Origin of the sequence: Luteolibacter luteus, assembly GCF_012913485.1 — a bacterium.
GTDB lineage: Bacteria > Verrucomicrobiota > Verrucomicrobiia > Verrucomicrobiales > Akkermansiaceae > Haloferula > Haloferula lutea.
Genome location: NZ_CP051774.1, coordinates 3,390,108 through 3,405,679 on the forward strand (window position 1 = coordinate 3,390,108; position 15,572 = coordinate 3,405,679).

The following is a 15,572-nucleotide window of genomic DNA, read 5'->3' on the forward strand; positions in this document are numbered from 1 at the left end:
CGTGTCATCCGGGCAAACTTCCAGCTTGCCAAATTAACTTTGTGTCACAAAGTGAGTCCTGTCTGATCCTTCGTTTGCCGTTCAGGCCTGCCTTGAAACTTTGTGGAACAAAGCCGATGTTATCAAGCCCTCTCTCCGCTCCTCCCATGCGCTGTGAACTCCGTCGTGCCTTGGTATTGGGACACGGCCAGGAGACCCGCGATGCCCTCACACGTCTCGACAGCCGCTTGAAGCGCGGGGCCGTGACCGTGCTGGGAGCGCTGGCCCCGGACGCCGCGCTCTGCGAACTTTACCGCCGGAAGGGTGTACTGGAGGGAAGCCCTGAGGAATTCCGCGCGCCGACCCATACCGTGGTGGTGCCGCTGACCGGGCTGCCGAAAGCCTGGGTCCGGAAGTGGAAGGAGAATGGCCACGAAGTGCTGGACCTGACCCTGCCGTGCGTGCGGCGGGCGCAGACCTCGCTGAACCTCTTGGCGCTGGAGCATTGCAAGCCGGTGGTGATCGGCTGCCGGGACCAGCATGAATCGGCCGCCATCGCCGGTGAGGTGGCGGGGACCCTGGTGGTGGAGGATGCCGAGCAGGCCGGGTTGCTGCCCTTTGCTCCGAAATTTGGTCTCGTCTGCCAGCCGACGATTTCCCGCCGCCGCGCGCATGCGGTGGCGGAGGCGATCCGGCACCGGCATCCGGACAGCCGGATGGTTTTCCTCGATACGACCACGCCCGCGATGTTGGAGCGCGAGCGGTCCGTGGAAGGGCTCAGCCGCTGGGCGGAAATGATCATCGTGGCAGGGGAGGCGAGCGAGTCCTCCGTCCGCGCGCTGATCGATGCGTCCCGGCGGCTGGGCCTCCCCGCGCGCGCGGTGCCGGATGCGGGATCGCTGGAGCTGCGGGAATTCGCCGGGCTCAGCAGGATCGGGATCACGGCAGGCGAGTTTTCCCCGGAAGCCGTGGTCGATGGGATCGCAGCCCGACTGGAGACCGAGCGAAAAGGGGAATGAAGTTTTTCTGAACTCCAGATGGACGGAATGGGCGCAGATGAAACGGGATCGGGAAAACTTGCCGGTCCGGAGAGACAGTCCGGGTAGGGAAGCCCCGGGGAAAATGGCGATGGCGGCTCGTCAATGGGTTAGATGGGAACTGACATCGATATCGCCATCGCCCGGGGTCGCTCCGGGGAATCCGGCATTTTCATCTGCGCCCCTCCCGTCCATTTGCGGGTGAGGGCTTGCTCCGGGCGGGCGGGCAGCCGCTCTTTCCGCTTTCCGCCCGGCGCTTTCCGGTCTTTCCTCCCGCGCCTGCCATGTCCGACAAGCTCGCCCAGATCATCGCCACCAAGCATCAGGAAGTCGAAGCCCTGATGGCCCGTGCCGGGCATATCCGCGCCGCAGCCTTGCAGCGGAACGAGTTCCGCGGCTTTCGTGCGGCGCTGGATCGCGGTCCGGACCGCGTGGGAGTGATTGCGGAAGTGAAGAAGGCCTCGCCTTCCGTCGGCTTGATCGATCCGAACTTCGACCCCATCCGCCAGGCGAAGCGCTATCTGGATGGCGGCGCATCCTGCCTCTCGATCCTGACGGACGAGCAGTACTTCCAAGGTTCGCTGAGCTACCTGAGCAAGATTTCCGAATTCTCCGATGCGCCGCTACTGCGGAAGGACTTCACGATTCACCCGGTGCAGATCCACGAGGCGATCGTGGCCGGTGCCGATGCGATCCTGCTGATCGTGGCCGCGCTGGATGACGACAATCTGAAGCGCCTCTACAACGAGGCGAAGGACTTCCAACTCGATGTGCTGGTGGAAGTCCACGACCTGCCGGAGATGGAGCGCGCGATCGAACTCGGCGCGGACCTGATCGGCATCAACAACCGCAACCTGAAGACCTTCGAGATCGACCTTGCGGTCACCGAGGAGCTGGCGGATGAAGTTTCGGATGATGTGATCCTCGTTTCCGAGTCCGGCCTGCGCAGCGTGGAAGATGTGCAGCGTGCCCTCGATGCCGGCGCGAACGCCGTGCTGATTGGCGAGTCCTTGATGCGGGCGCATAACCCGGCCGAGGAGATCGAGGCGTATCTGGAGTTGAGGGCGGTCTAAAGACGGCTGCTTGCAGTCCCCGGAGGAAAGACACAGCATGCGGAAGCCATGGTCAGGCTTCTCTTGTTGGCATTGTTGATTTTCGCCGGCGGCGTTCGCGCGGCCTCGACGGCGGCATGGAAGGTGTCGTTGGAGACGCTGGCCCCGGATCACAAGACCAACGAAAAGATCCGCAAGCTGGAGAAGCCGCCTGGCGAGTCGGCGTTCTTCCAGCCGGGCGATGAGCTGTGGGATGTTTCGAGCGTTCTGGAGGACGAGAGCTTGATCCCGTATGGCTACATCGAGGCGTCCTATGAAGAGGAAGAGAAGCCCCGCGGGCCTTGGAAAGGGGAGTGGGCGGTGTGGAATGCGCGTTTGGGAAGCTTGGTGGCGAGGGGTAGCTATGCGGATCTCTTGAAGGCACAGCTCGCGTGGGACTTTGAGAAGGCTCCGGATTTCGTTCAGGCCAAGTCGTCAGCGAAACCGAATGTCTTCCGCATGCAACTCGATTGGCTGCGTCCTGGGGCAAAGGCTGCGTTCCAATCCATTTCGATGATTTGTGAAGGCGGCAAGATGACGAAGAAGACCGAGGGTGGCGTTTCCATCGAAGCCGATCCGAGCGTCGGATATTCCGAGCAAATGATCTTCACCAGGATCGCCGCAACTTGGGTCGTGGAAAAGGAATCTCAGGGCTTGGAGGTGACAACTTCGGGATACTTCGAGGACGGCAAGAGGGCCTTCGTTGCGAGGCACGGAACCGGTGAGGATGGATGGGAGCTCTACCTCACGTGTCGGGAGCAAAGGGCTGACGGAACGCCGGCTGCCGAAGCCCGGCTACTGGAGAACAAATACAGTGGTCCAAGGCCCTGGCGAGGGGGAGATGGTCGTGTATTCGGAGAGTTCCGCATTCCTCTTCAAGGAGAGCGTTCGGTTGTTTGGAGCCCGATTCCTCCTGACTTAGGTTCGCGGCCGATGCCATTGTTGAAGCATGATCTCCAGGTGCCGGAAAATCTCCGGCGATGGATCGAGGGGCCTTTGGTCGACTGTTCGACGCTGTTGAAAGGCGAAGGCATCAATGTGGAAGCTCCCGGATTCTTCGCGGGATACGATGTGCTGGCGCATCAGCTTGTCGTCGTTGGCGACGAGGCGACTCATGCCGCTATCAAAAGGTTGCTCGGGAAATTGGGAGGTCCTCCGGAGACAAATCTTCTCATCGAATTGTGTCCCGAGACAGGCAACACCGGGATCGTCGTGCGGGATGGAGAGAGGGGAGGGATTTGGGAACTCAGAGGGCAGGAAAGCGAGGCCATATTCGAGGTCGAGGCCACTCGGGGGACCGGCAGCGTAGCCTTGAGGCTGTTCACCAGGCTCATGGCCGATGGTGCGGACAAAGGAGAGTTGACCATAGGGATGGACCTCATACCGCGCCGTTGGCAGAAGATGATGGAGGCAAGTTCCGGCGAAGCGGTCGAGGTGCTGATCCGGGTGGGAGATGCTCCGCCCTAAGCGCTCTTGAAAGGAGATAGGAATCCAACCACTGATCGACTCCATGAATCGAACACTTCCCCTGCTAGCTTGGCTTCTTGCGATGCTGTCTGCGCAAGGCATGACCGCGGCGTGGAAGGTGCCACTGGAGGGCTTTGTCGAGAACTTGGAAGCGGATGACCGGGTGAAGAAGCTCGGGACAGCGCCGGGTAATTCGGCGTTCTTTCAGGAGGGAGACGAGCTGTGGGACGTCTCCGCTGTCTTGAAATGGGAAAGGAGGATTGGAGAGCCGGGCGACGATCCATTTGCCGGAGGTTCGCAACGTGTGGCGGCTTTCAAGTGGACAGGAGATTGGCTTGTCTGGAATGCCCGCTCCCAGCTGGTCGTTGCCAGTGGTTCATGGATGGATTTGAGAGATGCGGAGCAGGCACTTGGCTATTGGAGCCTGCCCATCTTGATCCGTTCCAAGTTTGAGATTCTTGGAGGAGAAGAGGACAAGTTGAAACGTTCGCTATCCTTGGTATTGAGAAGCGGGGAACGCGCTCAGGCCCGTTGGGAAGGAGGAAGCCTGGACTTGGAGGGGATCGCGGGTTCGACCGATGCGATTGATCTTCGCTGGACCTATGACTGGCCGACGGGAGAAGAAGGCCAGACATGGAGCGTGGTAAGCGCGACGACCTTGAAGGAGGGCGAACGGACCTTGCTCGCAGCGCAAGGGCAGGACGAGAGAAGATGGCAGCTTTTCACAACCGTTACCATAGAAGTGATCGATGGAACTCTCCGCTCGCAAGTGAGGTTGATCGAGGAGTCGGGAAGGATCGTCTCCTGGCAGCCTGAAGTGAGAAACTTCGAGCCTTTTTTGCGGCCTTTGCCGGGCGGCTTGGTTCTGGGAGTTTTCGAGGTGTTCCCCGACTTTGCCGAGAGGCTTGATCCGGAGTTCGGGAAGAAAGCAGCCCTTGCCGAGTCTCCGCCACAAGCGAAGGACTGGGTTCGGGGGCTTCGCGTGGATGCGCGGCCCCTTTTGGCAGGTCAAGGGATCAAGATCGAAGGTGAAGGTAGCTTTGCCACCTTTGATGCACGCGGATACCTGGTGGTGATTGCCGATGCAAAAGCTCTCGATCTGGTCACTCAGATGACGACTCCTCTTTGGGATCCTCCTCCTCCGTCGATCCGGATTGGAGCGAATGCCGAGGCCGGAGGATGGCTGTTAACGACTCGTTCCGGCGAGAAGGCGGAGATCAAGCGCAGCCGCATGGGTGCAACGGAGGCCTTGTTTGTCATTGAGCCTATCCTTGGAGGCCAGGAGCATCTCATGGATGTGCGCTATACGATTGATGCGATCAAAGGCACGAAGGTCTCGGGTCGTGTCGAGTCGCAAGCAACTCTTGAAGTCGGAAAGCCGAAGGCGGTTGCGTGCTTTTCTTCCGACGGCGAGGAGGCGACGAATCTGATCCTGACCGGGGAGATCGATGAAGGGTCTTGAAGGAGGGGCGATTCATAAGATGTCATGTTCAGAATCCTTCTTCTCATCTTGGTTCCCTTCTTGGGGATCGCCAATGCGCTTACAGTCGGCTGGAAGGTTCCGATTGAGCAGTTCAATCCGGATTTGACCACGAACGGCAGGGTTCGGAAATTGGACAGGCCTCCAGGCGAATCGGCTTTCTTCAAGGCGGGCGACGAACTCTGGGAGATTTCCAAGGCCGTGGAGTGGAGAGGTGAGCCTAGGACAAACCAAGATCCGTTTGAGGAGTCCGACGCCATATGGCAGGGGGATTGGATCGTTTGGAATGCGAGTTCGCGCATGATCGTTGCGCGGGGCACATTCGTGGAATTGAAGGAGGCTGAGAAATCCTTGGGGTTTGAAGAAGGTCTCTCGGTGATGAAGATGCGCTTTGAACTCTCCGGCGGAGCGGCAGGGGGAGATGAGCGTCGTGTGCTGTCGTTGTCATCGTCGAACGGAAAGAAAGCGAAGGCCGAGAGCCATGGCTTTCAGGTTAGTGCCGAGCCATACGCCGGGCAAAGCGCCTCCACCGATCTGATTTGGAGCGCGTCTTGGCCCGCGGGTGAGGAGGATTCATCGTGGAAGGCCGAGGCAACCGTGGTCCTGAAGGACGGGCAGGAGTTTCTCTTGGCTCGCGGTGGGGAAGGTCAGGGGGCGTGGAAGCTCACGGGAAGCGTCGTCCGGCAAACCATCGACGGGATCCGTTCTTCGGAAAGCCGTTGGGTGGAGTTGCCGAAGCAGCAGGTGATGCCGTGGCCTCCCGGTCATGAGGAGTTCGCTCCGGTTCGTCGTCCATTGGGCGAGAGCCTGCAGATTGGAGTCTACAGCGGGGCAGCGGATTTCCTTTATCAGGAGGATCCGGTTCTTGTGGAGCCGCCAGCAGCCCTTGCCGAGTGGGTGACGGGACCTGTGATCGACGCGCGGGAATCATTGGAGATCCTTGGCTTCTTATTCCTGCGCGAAGGCTTTTTCGCAGGCTTCGACGTCAAGTCGGGACGGCTGCTGACAATCGCAGATGCTCAGCAACAGGAGATGCTGCAGGACGACTTTGTGGATAGCCCCAGGGCACCATTCCGGCTTTGGGCGGAAACGAATCTGGAGGCTGGAGGGATTACGTGCCGGTCAGGCCAGAAGGCTTCGCTGTTCCGAAGCCGGAAAGGCGAGATCCAGCAGCTCTTCGAGATCGAGGCCACCGAGGGAGACGACAGGATCGTTGATGTGCGATACGCGATCCAGATTGCTCCCGATGAAAAAGCCACGGGTGGCATGTCCCTGATCAAGGAAAAGCCACAAGCCCTCGCGAAGTTCTTGAGAAGCGGGAAGGAAACTGATTTCACGCTGACCATCCGGGATCACTGGGGACGGTAGCATGGTCCAGCCATGCCGTTAGGCATCCCCGCTTGCATGGGCTGGATATTCAAGGCATCTAAGGGGCCATGCTTGCCCGGATCATCGCCTTGACCAGCTTGCTTGCCGGCCTTGCGGCGGCGCAATCGTATCGTCCATCAGGAGAGAAGCCGCCGATGCCTGCCCGGGAATTCCGCGGGGCATGGGCGGCGGTGGTTCATAATATCGACTGGCCCAGCAAGAAGGGGATGTCCCCCGCCGCGCAGCAGGCGGAGATGCGGGCGATCCTCGACAAGATGGCGTCTCTGAACATGAACGCGCTGATCTTCCAGGTGCGGCCGCATTGCGATGCGGTCTACGCGTCCTCCCGGGAGCCGTGGAGCCCGTGGTTGACCGGGACGATGGGCAAGTCGCCGGGCTACGATCCGCTCGACTATTGTATCAAGCAGGCCCACGCGCGGGGGATCGAGGTGCATGCGTGGTTCAATCCCTTCCGCGCGCTCTCGAATGTGAACCAAGGCACCTGCGCGAGCCACGTTTGCCAGGCCTCGCCGCACGTGACGAAGCGCTATGGCTCGCTGGTGTGGTGCGATCCGGCGCAGACCGAAACACGGGCGCGGGCCTTCGGCGCGATCTTGGACGTGGTGAACCGCTACGATGTGGATGGGGTTCACCTCGACGACTACTTTTATCCCTACCCCGAGGGCGGGCGGCAGTTCCCGGACGGCCGTTCCCCGGCGACGCGGCGGAAGATCGTGGATGACTTCGTGCAGAAGCTCTATTCCGACGTGAAGGGCGCGAAGCCATGGGTGCGCGTGGGCATCTCGCCCTTCGGCATCTGGCGGCCCGGTGTGCCGGGTGGCATCGAGGCGGGGATCGACTCCTACGAGCAGCTCGGTTGCGATGCGCGGAAGTGGCTGTCGAATGGCTGGGTGGATTACCTCGCCCCGCAGCTTTACTGGCGGGACCAGCCGCGGAAGCAGAGCTTCTCCGCGCTGCTCGGCTGGTGGCGCCAGCAGGGAAGTCGCCCGGTGTGGCCGGGGATCGCGGTTTCCCGCGTGGGCAGCTCGGAAGATCCGGGCCGTCCGGCTTCGGAGATCACCAAGCAGGTCGAGCTTTCCCGGAGCATCGGGAAGAATTGGGCGGGTCACCTCCAATGGAGCGTGAAGGGCCTGATGCAGAACCGCGGCGGGATCTCCAATATGTTGGCGAAGAACCAGTACGCGCAGCCGGCGCTGGTCCCGCCGATGCCATGGATCAGCCAGAAGCCTCCGGGTCGTCCTGCTGCCAATGCGCAGGGCACCGGCTCGGGCGTGCGGGTGAATCTCCAGAGCGGAGATCGCTCGACGGCGAAATATGCGATCCAAGCGCGCTATGGAAACCAGTGGCGCATGGCCAAGGTGGTGTCCGGCGGAACCAAGGCGACCGACATCAGCGGGCAGCCGGATGCGGTGGCGGTGAGTGCCGTGGACCGCTTCGGAAATACCAGCGCGCCGGTCGTGCTTTCGCGCTGAAGATGGGGGCCGTGGAACATGGATTCATGTGCTCCACGGCGATTCCACTTGCAGAGCGTCTACCAAGGTGCTGCAACGCCTCGCGCCCGGGCGCAAGGACCCGGGCAAGCCATTGAAAATACTTTACTTTTGCGAGATAATTGCGGCATATAGCGCGCGTCCCGCAATACACCTGCCGGCCATGGGCCGCACCCTTGCCTCCTGATGAAAGTCCGATTTTTCGTAACGGGTTCTTCCGTGCTTTTGGCCATTTGGCTCCTTGCCACGTTTTTCAGTGAAGTCTCCGCGGACAATTACCCGCAATTCGGCAAAGGCTCGGTGCCTGTGTCGGCGAAGGTGAGTCCATCCGTGAAGCAGGAGAAGCCGGTGGCGGTCGTGGCGGAAAAAGAGCTCCCGCCGACGGCGATGGAGTGAGGGCAAGGGCCGCAGGGAATTCGCGGCTGGATTTTTCCGGCTTGTCCGGGCAAATTGGCGGGCATGGCTGACGAACCGATCGTCTGCGACAACAAGCCGATGGGCCTGCAAGTCGAGGCAGGCGTCCACTGGTGGTGCGCCTGCGGGCGAAGCGGTCATCCACCTTTCTGCGATGGCAGCCACAAGGGAACCGGATTGCAGCCGGTGAAGTTCGAGACGCTGGTGGAGACCACGGTATGGTGGTGCCAGTGCAAGCATAGCAAGAGCCCGCCGCTCTGCGATGGGACGCACAAGAGATTCCGGTGATGATCACCACGGGCATCCATGCGGGAAGCGCGGGGGATTTCGGCCGGGCATTGCGCGGTCCCGGAAAGGAGTGGCTCTCGAAGAGACAGCTGAGGTTCTCCGCCCTGGTGGAGCGCAGGTGCAAGAGGCGGGGACTACTTGCGAGGTTCCGTATTTCTGCAGCGTGGCGGCGGGTGCGATCGAGATCCCGGCAGCCGGACAAGAGCCGCTGTCTGTGGCTCGGTGTGTGAACGTCCGACCAAGTCGATCTCTAGATCGGACGGTAGAATGGATTCCGGAGGATCTTTTCCTCGATCTCCAAGCGCCGGTCCTCGGCCCATTCGGGAGCTAGGGCTCTCCATCGTTCTTCCGGGAGCCGGGTATAGACCGGATGACCGTTCTCGATCAGGTCGCCGGGGAGCCTGAAGGATCGCGTTTTTCCTTCATGCCGCTCCGCAAACTGAAACTCTGCAGGATAGGAGGTGGCCCAGACTCCCCAGCCCTGCCGACGAAAGCGGATGACACCCCGGATGAAGAGGGTTGCGATAACGACCAGAAGCGTCCCGGCCAAGAGGGCGGGGAACTTCCAGAGCGGCCACCCGAAGAGTTCGGGTGACCATACGACTCCCGCGACGATCAGGACCCAGATCGAGAAGAGCTTACCGACGTAATTCATGGGACGCCGGATATTTCAGGCGCGTTCAGGCGTAGATCTTCTCGTAGTACTCCGTCACCATGCGGTCGGAGTCGAAGAAAGGCACCACTTCGTTCATCGAGTTGAGCACCAGCTTCCACCAGCCTTCCGGGTCGCCGTAGTAGAGTGGCAGGACCTTCTGTTCCATGGCTTCGTAGAAACCGAGGAGGTCGTGGCGATCGCGGGCTTCGGGCGTCAGGCTGAGATCAGCAGGCGGGATGATGAAGCTGTTGTGGCCGTCCTTCGAGAACTCGCAGACCCATCCATCATAAGTGGAAAGGTTGATGGCTCCATTCATCGCGGCGGTCATGCCGGAGGTGCCTGAAGCTTCGCGGGTGACGATCGGATTGTTCAGCCAGATGTCCGCGCCGTATTTCAGCTGCCGGGAAAGCTCGAGCTCGTAGCCGACGAGCACGGCCACGTTCGGGAAATCCTTCGTGGTCTGGACTAGGTGGTTGAAGGTCTCGATCGCTCCGAAGTCGAAGGGGAAGGGCTTGCCGGCCCAGATGATCTGCACCGGCTTGTCGTTGTTGTTCACCAGCGAGCGGAACATCCGGATATCGCGGGTGATCAGGTCCGGGCGCTTGTAGCCGGCGAAGCGGCGGGCCCAGACGATGGTGAGTACGTCGGGATTGAAAAGCTTGCCAGTCTGGTTGGCGACGGTCTGGAAGAGGCGGGACTTCAGCTCGCGCTTGCGGCTGGCCAGCGTGTTGATGTCGCCTTCCACCCGCGAACCTTCGATGCCGCGATCCTTCCAGAACTTCGCGTTCTGGGCGTTTGTCACATGGGTGATCGGGCAGATACCGGGAAAGCTTTCCCACATCTTGCGGGAGACGTCGCCGTGGAGCTTCGAGACCGCATTTGAAATGTGGCTCATCCGCAGGGCAGCCAGCGAGTGATTGAAGACCTCGCCTTCGATGCCGGTGACCTTGCGGACCTCGTCCATCGGCACGGAGCCGAAGAAGCTGAAATCGTGGAGCAGCTTGAAGTCGTGCTTTTCGTTGCCGGCTTCCTCGGGCGTGTGGGTGGTGAAGACGAAGCGCTTCTTCACTTCATCACTGCTACGATGCTTCTCGTAGACGCGGAAGGCGGCGGAGAGGCCGTGGGCCTCATTCAGGTGCCAGACTTCGGGATCCACGCCGAGTTCCTCAAGCAGGCGGGCACCGCCGGAGCCGAGGACGATGTACTGGGCGATGCGGCGCAGCGGGTCATTGTCGTAGAGACGGTGGGTGATCGCGCGGGACAGTCCGTCGTTTTCGTCGATGTCCGTGGTCAGGAAGAACATCGGAACGGTGCCGAAGACATCGCCCGGCAGGAACATCGCCTTCACCCATACCGGGTGGCCGTGGACGGGGACCTGGAACTTGATGCCCGTGTCCTGCAGGAAAGCATACTGTTTCTTCCGGAACTGGACCGCCATCTCGCGCTCCTCGCCGCGGGCCTGGTCATAGTAGCCGTAGGTCCAGAGCATGCCGATGCCGCAGAGATTCTGGCGCATCGCGGCAGCCGAGCGCATGTGGGATCCGGCGAGGAAACCCAGGCCGCCGGAGTAGATCTTGAAAATCTGGTCGATCGCGAACTCGCAGGAAAAATAGACGGCGCTCTTCGAGAACTTCGGGTCGATCTCGTAAGGATGGGCGAAAGGCTTCGGGAGAAAGGATCCTGACATGAGAGACGGGCGCTGGGTTAGGCGGAAGACGTTTTCGTTGAGGACCCGCGGGTTAGGTCGCGGATGACTGTGCCAGCCATGGCCCACGAGCCGCCATTTGTCGAGTCCTGCGCCGGAGATGCTGTTTCCGTACCAGCTTGGAAAGGATTCCCGGAGCGGTCTCGCATCACGGTGACAGAGTGGGTCGGGGGTGGTGGCACGCCAGTTGCTCATGCGTAGATCCACCATGACTCCCGCGTCGCCCAAGAGAACCGATGGAATCAGCCGGAAGATCGGGCGCCTGCTCATCTGCCTCGGTATCTTGCTAGGCCAGGGCTTCGCTCAGGAGGCCGCTCCGAAAGGAGCCCGCGAGATCGTCGCGGAGGCTGCCGCCACCACGGATACCGACAAGCAGAAGGAACTGGTGGAAAGCCTTGGGAATGCGGAGCCGGAGCAGGTTACCCTGTGGTTGGGGAAGTGGAAGGAAGGCGAGATCTACCTTTATCAGGATGCCGCCGGGACCGACGTGGCGGTGACCTTGGATGGGGAGGCCGATGCGGATGAAAAGCACGCGTTGAAGGCCCTTGCCACCGAGAAGCCGGTGACCGCGGAAGACGGCAGCGCCGTCCGCATGACCAAGGACGAACTTTATCTCGCGGATACCGATTCCTCGCTGCGCCGGGTGATGAAGGGGGTGACGGATCGCCTCGCACTGGCCTCCCCGGATGTGAAGAAAAGGTTACAAGCCGTTCAGGACACCGGCCTCGAGCAGGATCCGGCGAAGTTGCCGCTGCTGGAACAGCGGGTAGCCGTTGAACAGAACGGCAGGATCAAGGACGCGCTGGCCGAGGCAGTGGCGATGATCAAGCTCCGCTCCCCGGAACTCCCCGTGCGCGAGGGAGCGGTAAAGGAACTCGGCGACATGGGTTCGATTGCTTCGCAAAGCGCGATCAAGACGGTGCGAGGCGAGGCGGAAGCGGCCGGGCAAGTGGGCCTGGTGGGCGCGTGTGACAAGGCCTTGCGGGATATCGAGAACCACATCTCCCGGGTGAATACGATGGGAACCCTTTTCCGCGGTCTGTCGCTCGGCAGCGTGCTGTTGGTAGTGGCGATCGGTCTGGCGATCACCTTTGGCCTGATGGGCGTGATCAATATGGCACACGGCGAGTTGATCGTGGTGGGCGCTTACACGACCTATCTGATCCAGAATCTTTTCGCCGGAGGCATCCACATGTCGCCCTTCGGCCTGAAGATCGACATTCCCGGAATGAATCTCTCCGGTGGGAGCTGGGATCTTTATTTCCTGGTCGCGATTCCCGCAAGCTTCCTTACCGCGGCAGGCGTGGGCCTGCTGCTGGAGCGGGGGATCATCCGCTTCCTCTACAAGCGTCCGCTGGAATCGCTGCTCGCCACCTGGGGTGTTTCGATGGTCATCCAGCAACTCTTCCGCCTGGTCTTCGGCGCGAACAACGTCCAGGTAGAAAGCCCGTCTTTCCTCTCCGGAAACTGGACGGTGAACGACATCGTCTTCGGCTGGAACCGCCTCTTCGTGATCGGGTTCGCGGTGCTCATCATTTTCATGACCTGGGCAGTGCTGACCAAAACGTCACTGGGTCTGCTGATCCGCGCGGTGATGCAGAACCGCAGCATGGCCGCCTGCATGGGTGTGAAGACGGAGAAGGTAAACATGATGACCTTCGCCTTCGGCAGCGGCCTTGCGGGGCTTGCGGGGGCCTTCCTTTCCCAGATCGGAAATGTCGGACCGAACCTCGGGCAAAACTACATCGTGGACTCCTTCATGACCGTCGTGGTCGGCGGCGTGGGGAATATCATGGGCACGGTGATCAGCGCGCTAGGCATCGGCATGGCGGATCAATCCCTGCAGCAGATCCTCGGTGATCCGGTCACGGGCAAGATCCTCGTGCTGGGTGCCATCATCCTTTTCCTCCAGTGGAAGCCCTCCGGCATCTTCGCCACCCGCTCCCGTAGCCTCGACTGATGAAAACCTCTCTCGCCGGGAAAACTCCCACGCTTCTCCTCTCCCTCCTCGCGGTCTTCCTCGTGGTGGTCATGCCGTCGCTGAATGCCGCGGGGGCAGTCTCCGATTTCACACTGAACACCTGGGGCAAGTACCTTTGCTACGCGATTCTCGCGATCGCCGTGGACATGCTTTGGGGCTACACCGGTCTGCTCTGTCTCGGGCAGGCACTGTTCTTTAGCCTCGGCGGTTACATGCTGGGCATGCACCTGATGCTGATGATCGGTCCGGACCCGGTGTATAAAAGCGCGCTGCCGGATTTCATGGACTTCATGGGCCGCAAGGAACTCCCCGGCTTCTGGGAGCCTTTCCAATCCTTCCCCTTTGCCGCGCTGATGATTTTCTGCGCGCCCGGCGTCTTGGCGGGGATCTTCGGTTACCTCGCCTTCCGTTCGCGGATCAAGGGGGTGTATTTCTCGATCCTCACGCAGGCGCTGACCTACGGTGCAGCGCTGATGTTCTTCCGTAATGAACTCTACATGGGTGGGAACAACGGCTTCACCGATTTCCGCACGATCCTCGGCGCGGATCTCCGGAATCCGGAAACCAAGCGCTTCCTCTACATCGCCTCTGCGGTGACGCTCACCCTGGTCTTCCTCGGTTGCCGATGGCTCACCAACTCGCGTTTCGGCCTGATCCAGCGGGCGATCCGCGACAGTGAGAACCGCGTGCTCTTCTCAGGCTACTCGGCCGCGAACTTCAAGCTCTTCATCTTCGTGATCAGCGCGATGATTGCGGGGATCGGCGGTGCGCTCTATGTGCCGCAGGTGGGCATCATCAATCCCAGCGAGATGATGACCGAGAAGTCGCTCGAAGCAGTGGTGTGGGTCGCTGTCGGCGGTCGCGGCACGCTCTTCGGGCCGATCCTCGGAGCCATCGGCGTGAACTACTTGAAAAGCTGGGCGACCACCGAGTTCCCCGACTACTGGCTGATTATCCTGGGAGCCACCTTCGTGCTGGTGGTGCTTTTCATGCCTAAGGGCATCGTCGGGATCCCGGGCCAGATCCGCGAGCTGATCGCCAGCCGCCAGAGCCGGAAGCGTGCCGCTGAAGAAGAACTCCTAGCAACCTCTGCCGCGAAGACCAAATGAGCATGCAGCCTTACCTCCTGGCCGCGGAGGGACTGAATAAGTCCTTCTCCGGATTCCAGGCCATCCGCGATCTCAACTTCGCGCTCGAGAAGGGCGAGCTGCGCACGGTCATCGGGCCGAATGGCGCGGGCAAGACGACCTTCCTCGATCTGATCACCGGACGCACCAAGCCGGATAGCGGCACCCTGCACTTTGAACAGACGCACGATCTGCTGCGGATGAACGAATATCAGATCTACCGCCTGGGCATCGGCCGGAAGTTCCAGACGCCCACGGTCTATACGGACCACAGCGTGCGCGAGAACCTGCTGCTCTCCTTGGCCGGGTCACGAAGCATCTGGCACTCCTTGGTTGGTCGCGTGAAGCGAGAGCAAGAGGAGCGCATGGATGAAATCCTGCAAACGATCAAGTTGACCGAGCGCGCGCATGCCAAAGCGGGATCGCTCGCTCACGGCCAGAAGCAGTGGCTGGAGATCGGGATGCTGCTCGCCCAGGATGCAAAGCTGCTGTTGGTGGATGAGCCGGCGGCAGGCATGACCGATGAAGAGACGCATCGCACCGGCGAGCTGCTGCTCTCGCTGGCCGGCAAGCACACGATCGTCGTGATCGAGCACGACATGACCTTTGTGCGCCAGATTTCGCAGGGCCGCATCGTGACGGTGCTGCACCAAGGGAACGTCCTTTGCGAAGGCGCGGTGGACAAGGTGCAGAATGACGAGCGCGTCATCGAGGTTTACCTGGGCCGCAAAAAGAAAGCTGCATGAGTGCCATTGCCACCGAAGCCACCACCCTTTCCGCCCGCAATATCAAGGTCGCGATCGGCGGAAGCCAGATCCTGCGCGGTGTTAGCCTGAATATCCGCCCGCAGACTGTCTTTTGCCTGATGGGCCGCAACGGCGTGGGCAAGACCACCACGCTCAAGGCGATCACCGGCCTGATCGGCATGGAGGCCGGCGAGGTCGATCTTTTGGGAGAAAACATCTCTCGGATGAGCCCCGAGAAGCGGGCGCTGGCAGGCATCGGCTTCGTGCCGCAGGGCCGCGAGATTTTTCCGCAGCTCACCGTGGAGGAGAATCTCTTCGTCGGCACGGTTGCCCGTGGGCGGAAGCCGAGGGCGGAAGAATTGGACCGCATCTTCACGCTCTTTCCGATCATCAAGGAATTCCTGCCACGAAAAGGCGGCATGCTCTCCGGCGGCCAGCAGCAACAGCTCGCGATCGGGCGCGCCCTCTTGACCCGCCCCAAGCTGTTGATTCTCGACGAGCCCACCGAGGGTATCCAGCCAAACATCATCGATCAGATCGGGGATGCCATCAAGATGCTCCGCGACGAAGGCGAGATGGCGATCCTGCTGGTCGAGCAGTATTTGGATTTCTGCAAGGAACTCGGCGATGACTTCGCCATCCTCGAGCGCGGCCGTGTCGCGGCTGATGGGCCGATGAGCGGCCTCAGCGACGAGCTTATCAAGGAATTCCTCACCGTTTGAT

Annotated in this window: 14 protein-coding genes; 12 read left to right on the forward strand and 2 right to left on the reverse strand. The window is 61.0% G+C overall.

Going from position 1 to position 15,572, the window contains the following annotated elements; all coding sequences use genetic code 11:
- The first annotated feature begins 146 nt into the window (after positions 1-146).
- The 8 genes from HHL09_RS14075 (at position 147) to HHL09_RS14110 (ending at position 8,635) form a co-directional block, all read left to right on the forward strand.
- A complete protein-coding gene (locus HHL09_RS14075; RefSeq protein ID WP_169455264.1) occupies positions 147-998 on the forward strand; it encodes a hypothetical protein in 852 nt (283 codons plus the stop codon).
- A 302-nt stretch (positions 999-1,300) separates the two neighbouring features.
- The gene (gene trpC, locus HHL09_RS14080) at positions 1,301-2,089 is read left to right on the forward strand and encodes an indole-3-glycerol phosphate synthase TrpC (protein WP_169455265.1); all 789 of its coding nucleotides are present in this window, start codon (positions 1,301-1,303) and stop codon (positions 2,087-2,089) included.
- A 48-nt stretch (positions 2,090-2,137) separates the two neighbouring features.
- Positions 2,138-3,574 (forward strand): hypothetical protein, encoded by a 1,437-nt coding sequence (locus HHL09_RS14085; protein WP_169455266.1) that lies wholly within the window; start codon positions 2,138-2,140, stop codon positions 3,572-3,574.
- Between the two features lie 43 nt (positions 3,575-3,617).
- Complete coding sequence (locus HHL09_RS14090) at positions 3,618-5,036, forward strand: hypothetical protein (protein WP_169455267.1); 1,419 nt, start codon at positions 3,618-3,620, stop codon at positions 5,034-5,036.
- A gap of 24 nt (positions 5,037-5,060) precedes the next feature.
- On the forward strand, positions 5,061-6,422 hold the full coding sequence (locus HHL09_RS14095) for a hypothetical protein (protein ID WP_169455268.1): 1,362 nt from the start codon (positions 5,061-5,063) through the stop codon (positions 6,420-6,422).
- Between the two features lie 68 nt (positions 6,423-6,490).
- A complete protein-coding gene (locus HHL09_RS14100) occupies positions 6,491-7,915 on the forward strand; it encodes a glycoside hydrolase family 10-like protein (protein WP_205760846.1) in 1,425 nt (474 codons plus the stop codon).
- Between the two features lie 204 nt (positions 7,916-8,119).
- A complete protein-coding gene (locus HHL09_RS14105) occupies positions 8,120-8,329 on the forward strand; it encodes a hypothetical protein (RefSeq protein WP_169455269.1) in 210 nt (69 codons plus the stop codon).
- A 63-nt stretch (positions 8,330-8,392) separates the two neighbouring features.
- A complete protein-coding gene (locus HHL09_RS14110) occupies positions 8,393-8,635 on the forward strand; it encodes a CDGSH iron-sulfur domain-containing protein (protein WP_169455270.1) in 243 nt (80 codons plus the stop codon).
- Between the two features lie 250 nt (positions 8,636-8,885).
- Here the strand turns inward: HHL09_RS14110 and HHL09_RS14115 are convergent, their stop codons facing one another.
- Both HHL09_RS14115 and glgP read right to left on the reverse strand, forming a co-directional pair.
- Positions 8,886-9,290 carry a hypothetical protein gene (locus HHL09_RS14115; RefSeq protein ID WP_169455271.1) on the reverse strand — a complete coding sequence of 135 codons (405 nt, stop codon included), beginning with the start codon at positions 9,288-9,290 and terminating at the stop codon, positions 8,886-8,888.
- Positions 9,291-9,315: 25 nt separating this feature from the next.
- Positions 9,316-10,977, reverse strand: a complete 1,662-nt coding sequence (gene glgP, locus HHL09_RS14120) for an alpha-glucan family phosphorylase (RefSeq protein WP_169455272.1) — start codon at positions 10,975-10,977, stop codon at positions 9,316-9,318.
- Between the two features lie 211 nt (positions 10,978-11,188).
- Here glgP and urtB point away from each other — a divergent pair, with 211 nt between their 5' ends.
- The 4 genes from urtB to urtE are packed head-to-tail and all read left to right on the forward strand — an operon-like array spanning position 11,189 to position 15,571.
- Positions 11,189-12,955 carry an urea ABC transporter permease subunit UrtB gene (urtB, locus tag HHL09_RS14125; protein ID WP_240963634.1) on the forward strand — a complete coding sequence of 589 codons (1,767 nt, stop codon included), beginning with the start codon at positions 11,189-11,191 and terminating at the stop codon, positions 12,953-12,955.
- Positions 12,955-14,085, forward strand: coding sequence for an urea ABC transporter permease subunit UrtC (urtC, locus tag HHL09_RS14130; RefSeq protein ID WP_169455273.1), 1,131 nt, complete (start codon positions 12,955-12,957; stop codon positions 14,083-14,085). Before urtB ends, urtC begins: the two co-directional genes overlap by 1 nt.
- Positions 14,082-14,849 carry an urea ABC transporter ATP-binding protein UrtD gene (urtD, locus tag HHL09_RS14135; RefSeq protein ID WP_169455274.1) on the forward strand — a complete coding sequence of 256 codons (768 nt, stop codon included), beginning with the start codon at positions 14,082-14,084 and terminating at the stop codon, positions 14,847-14,849. Before urtC ends, urtD begins: the two co-directional genes overlap by 4 nt.
- Positions 14,846-15,571, forward strand: a complete 726-nt coding sequence (gene urtE / locus HHL09_RS14140) for an urea ABC transporter ATP-binding subunit UrtE (RefSeq protein ID WP_169455275.1) — start codon at positions 14,846-14,848, stop codon at positions 15,569-15,571. The genes urtD and urtE overlap by 4 nt, the downstream gene beginning before the upstream one ends.
- Position 15,572 lies beyond the last annotated feature (1 nt).

Excerpts from the sequence above, each read along its gene's own strand:
- HHL09_RS14075 (WP_169455264.1), top strand. The coding sequence starts at position 147 with ATGCGCTGTGAACTCCGTCGTGCCTTGGTATTGGGACACGGCCAGGAG.
- trpC (WP_169455265.1), top strand. The coding sequence starts at position 1,301 with ATGTCCGACAAGCTCGCCCAGATCATCGCCACCAAGCATCAGGAAGTC.
- HHL09_RS14085 (WP_169455266.1), top strand. The coding sequence starts at position 2,138 with ATGGTCAGGCTTCTCTTGTTGGCATTGTTGATTTTCGCCGGCGGCGTT.
- HHL09_RS14090 (WP_169455267.1), top strand. The coding sequence starts at position 3,618 with ATGAATCGAACACTTCCCCTGCTAGCTTGGCTTCTTGCGATGCTGTCT.
- HHL09_RS14095 (WP_169455268.1), top strand. The coding sequence starts at position 5,061 with ATGTTCAGAATCCTTCTTCTCATCTTGGTTCCCTTCTTGGGGATCGCC.
- HHL09_RS14100 (WP_205760846.1), top strand. The coding sequence starts at position 6,491 with ATGCTTGCCCGGATCATCGCCTTGACCAGCTTGCTTGCCGGCCTTGCG.
- HHL09_RS14105 (WP_169455269.1), top strand. The coding sequence starts at position 8,120 with ATGAAAGTCCGATTTTTCGTAACGGGTTCTTCCGTGCTTTTGGCCATT.
- HHL09_RS14110 (WP_169455270.1), top strand. The coding sequence starts at position 8,393 with ATGGCTGACGAACCGATCGTCTGCGACAACAAGCCGATGGGCCTGCAA.
- HHL09_RS14115 (WP_169455271.1), bottom strand. The coding sequence starts at position 9,290 with ATGAATTACGTCGGTAAGCTCTTCTCGATCTGGGTCCTGATCGTCGCG.
- glgP (WP_169455272.1), bottom strand. The coding sequence starts at position 10,977 with ATGTCAGGATCCTTTCTCCCGAAGCCTTTCGCCCATCCTTACGAGATC.
- urtB (WP_240963634.1), top strand. The coding sequence starts at position 11,189 with ATGCGTAGATCCACCATGACTCCCGCGTCGCCCAAGAGAACCGATGGA.
- urtC (WP_169455273.1), top strand. The coding sequence starts at position 12,955 with ATGAAAACCTCTCTCGCCGGGAAAACTCCCACGCTTCTCCTCTCCCTC.
- urtD (WP_169455274.1), top strand. The coding sequence starts at position 14,082 with ATGAGCATGCAGCCTTACCTCCTGGCCGCGGAGGGACTGAATAAGTCC.
- urtE (WP_169455275.1), top strand. The coding sequence starts at position 14,846 with ATGAGTGCCATTGCCACCGAAGCCACCACCCTTTCCGCCCGCAATATC.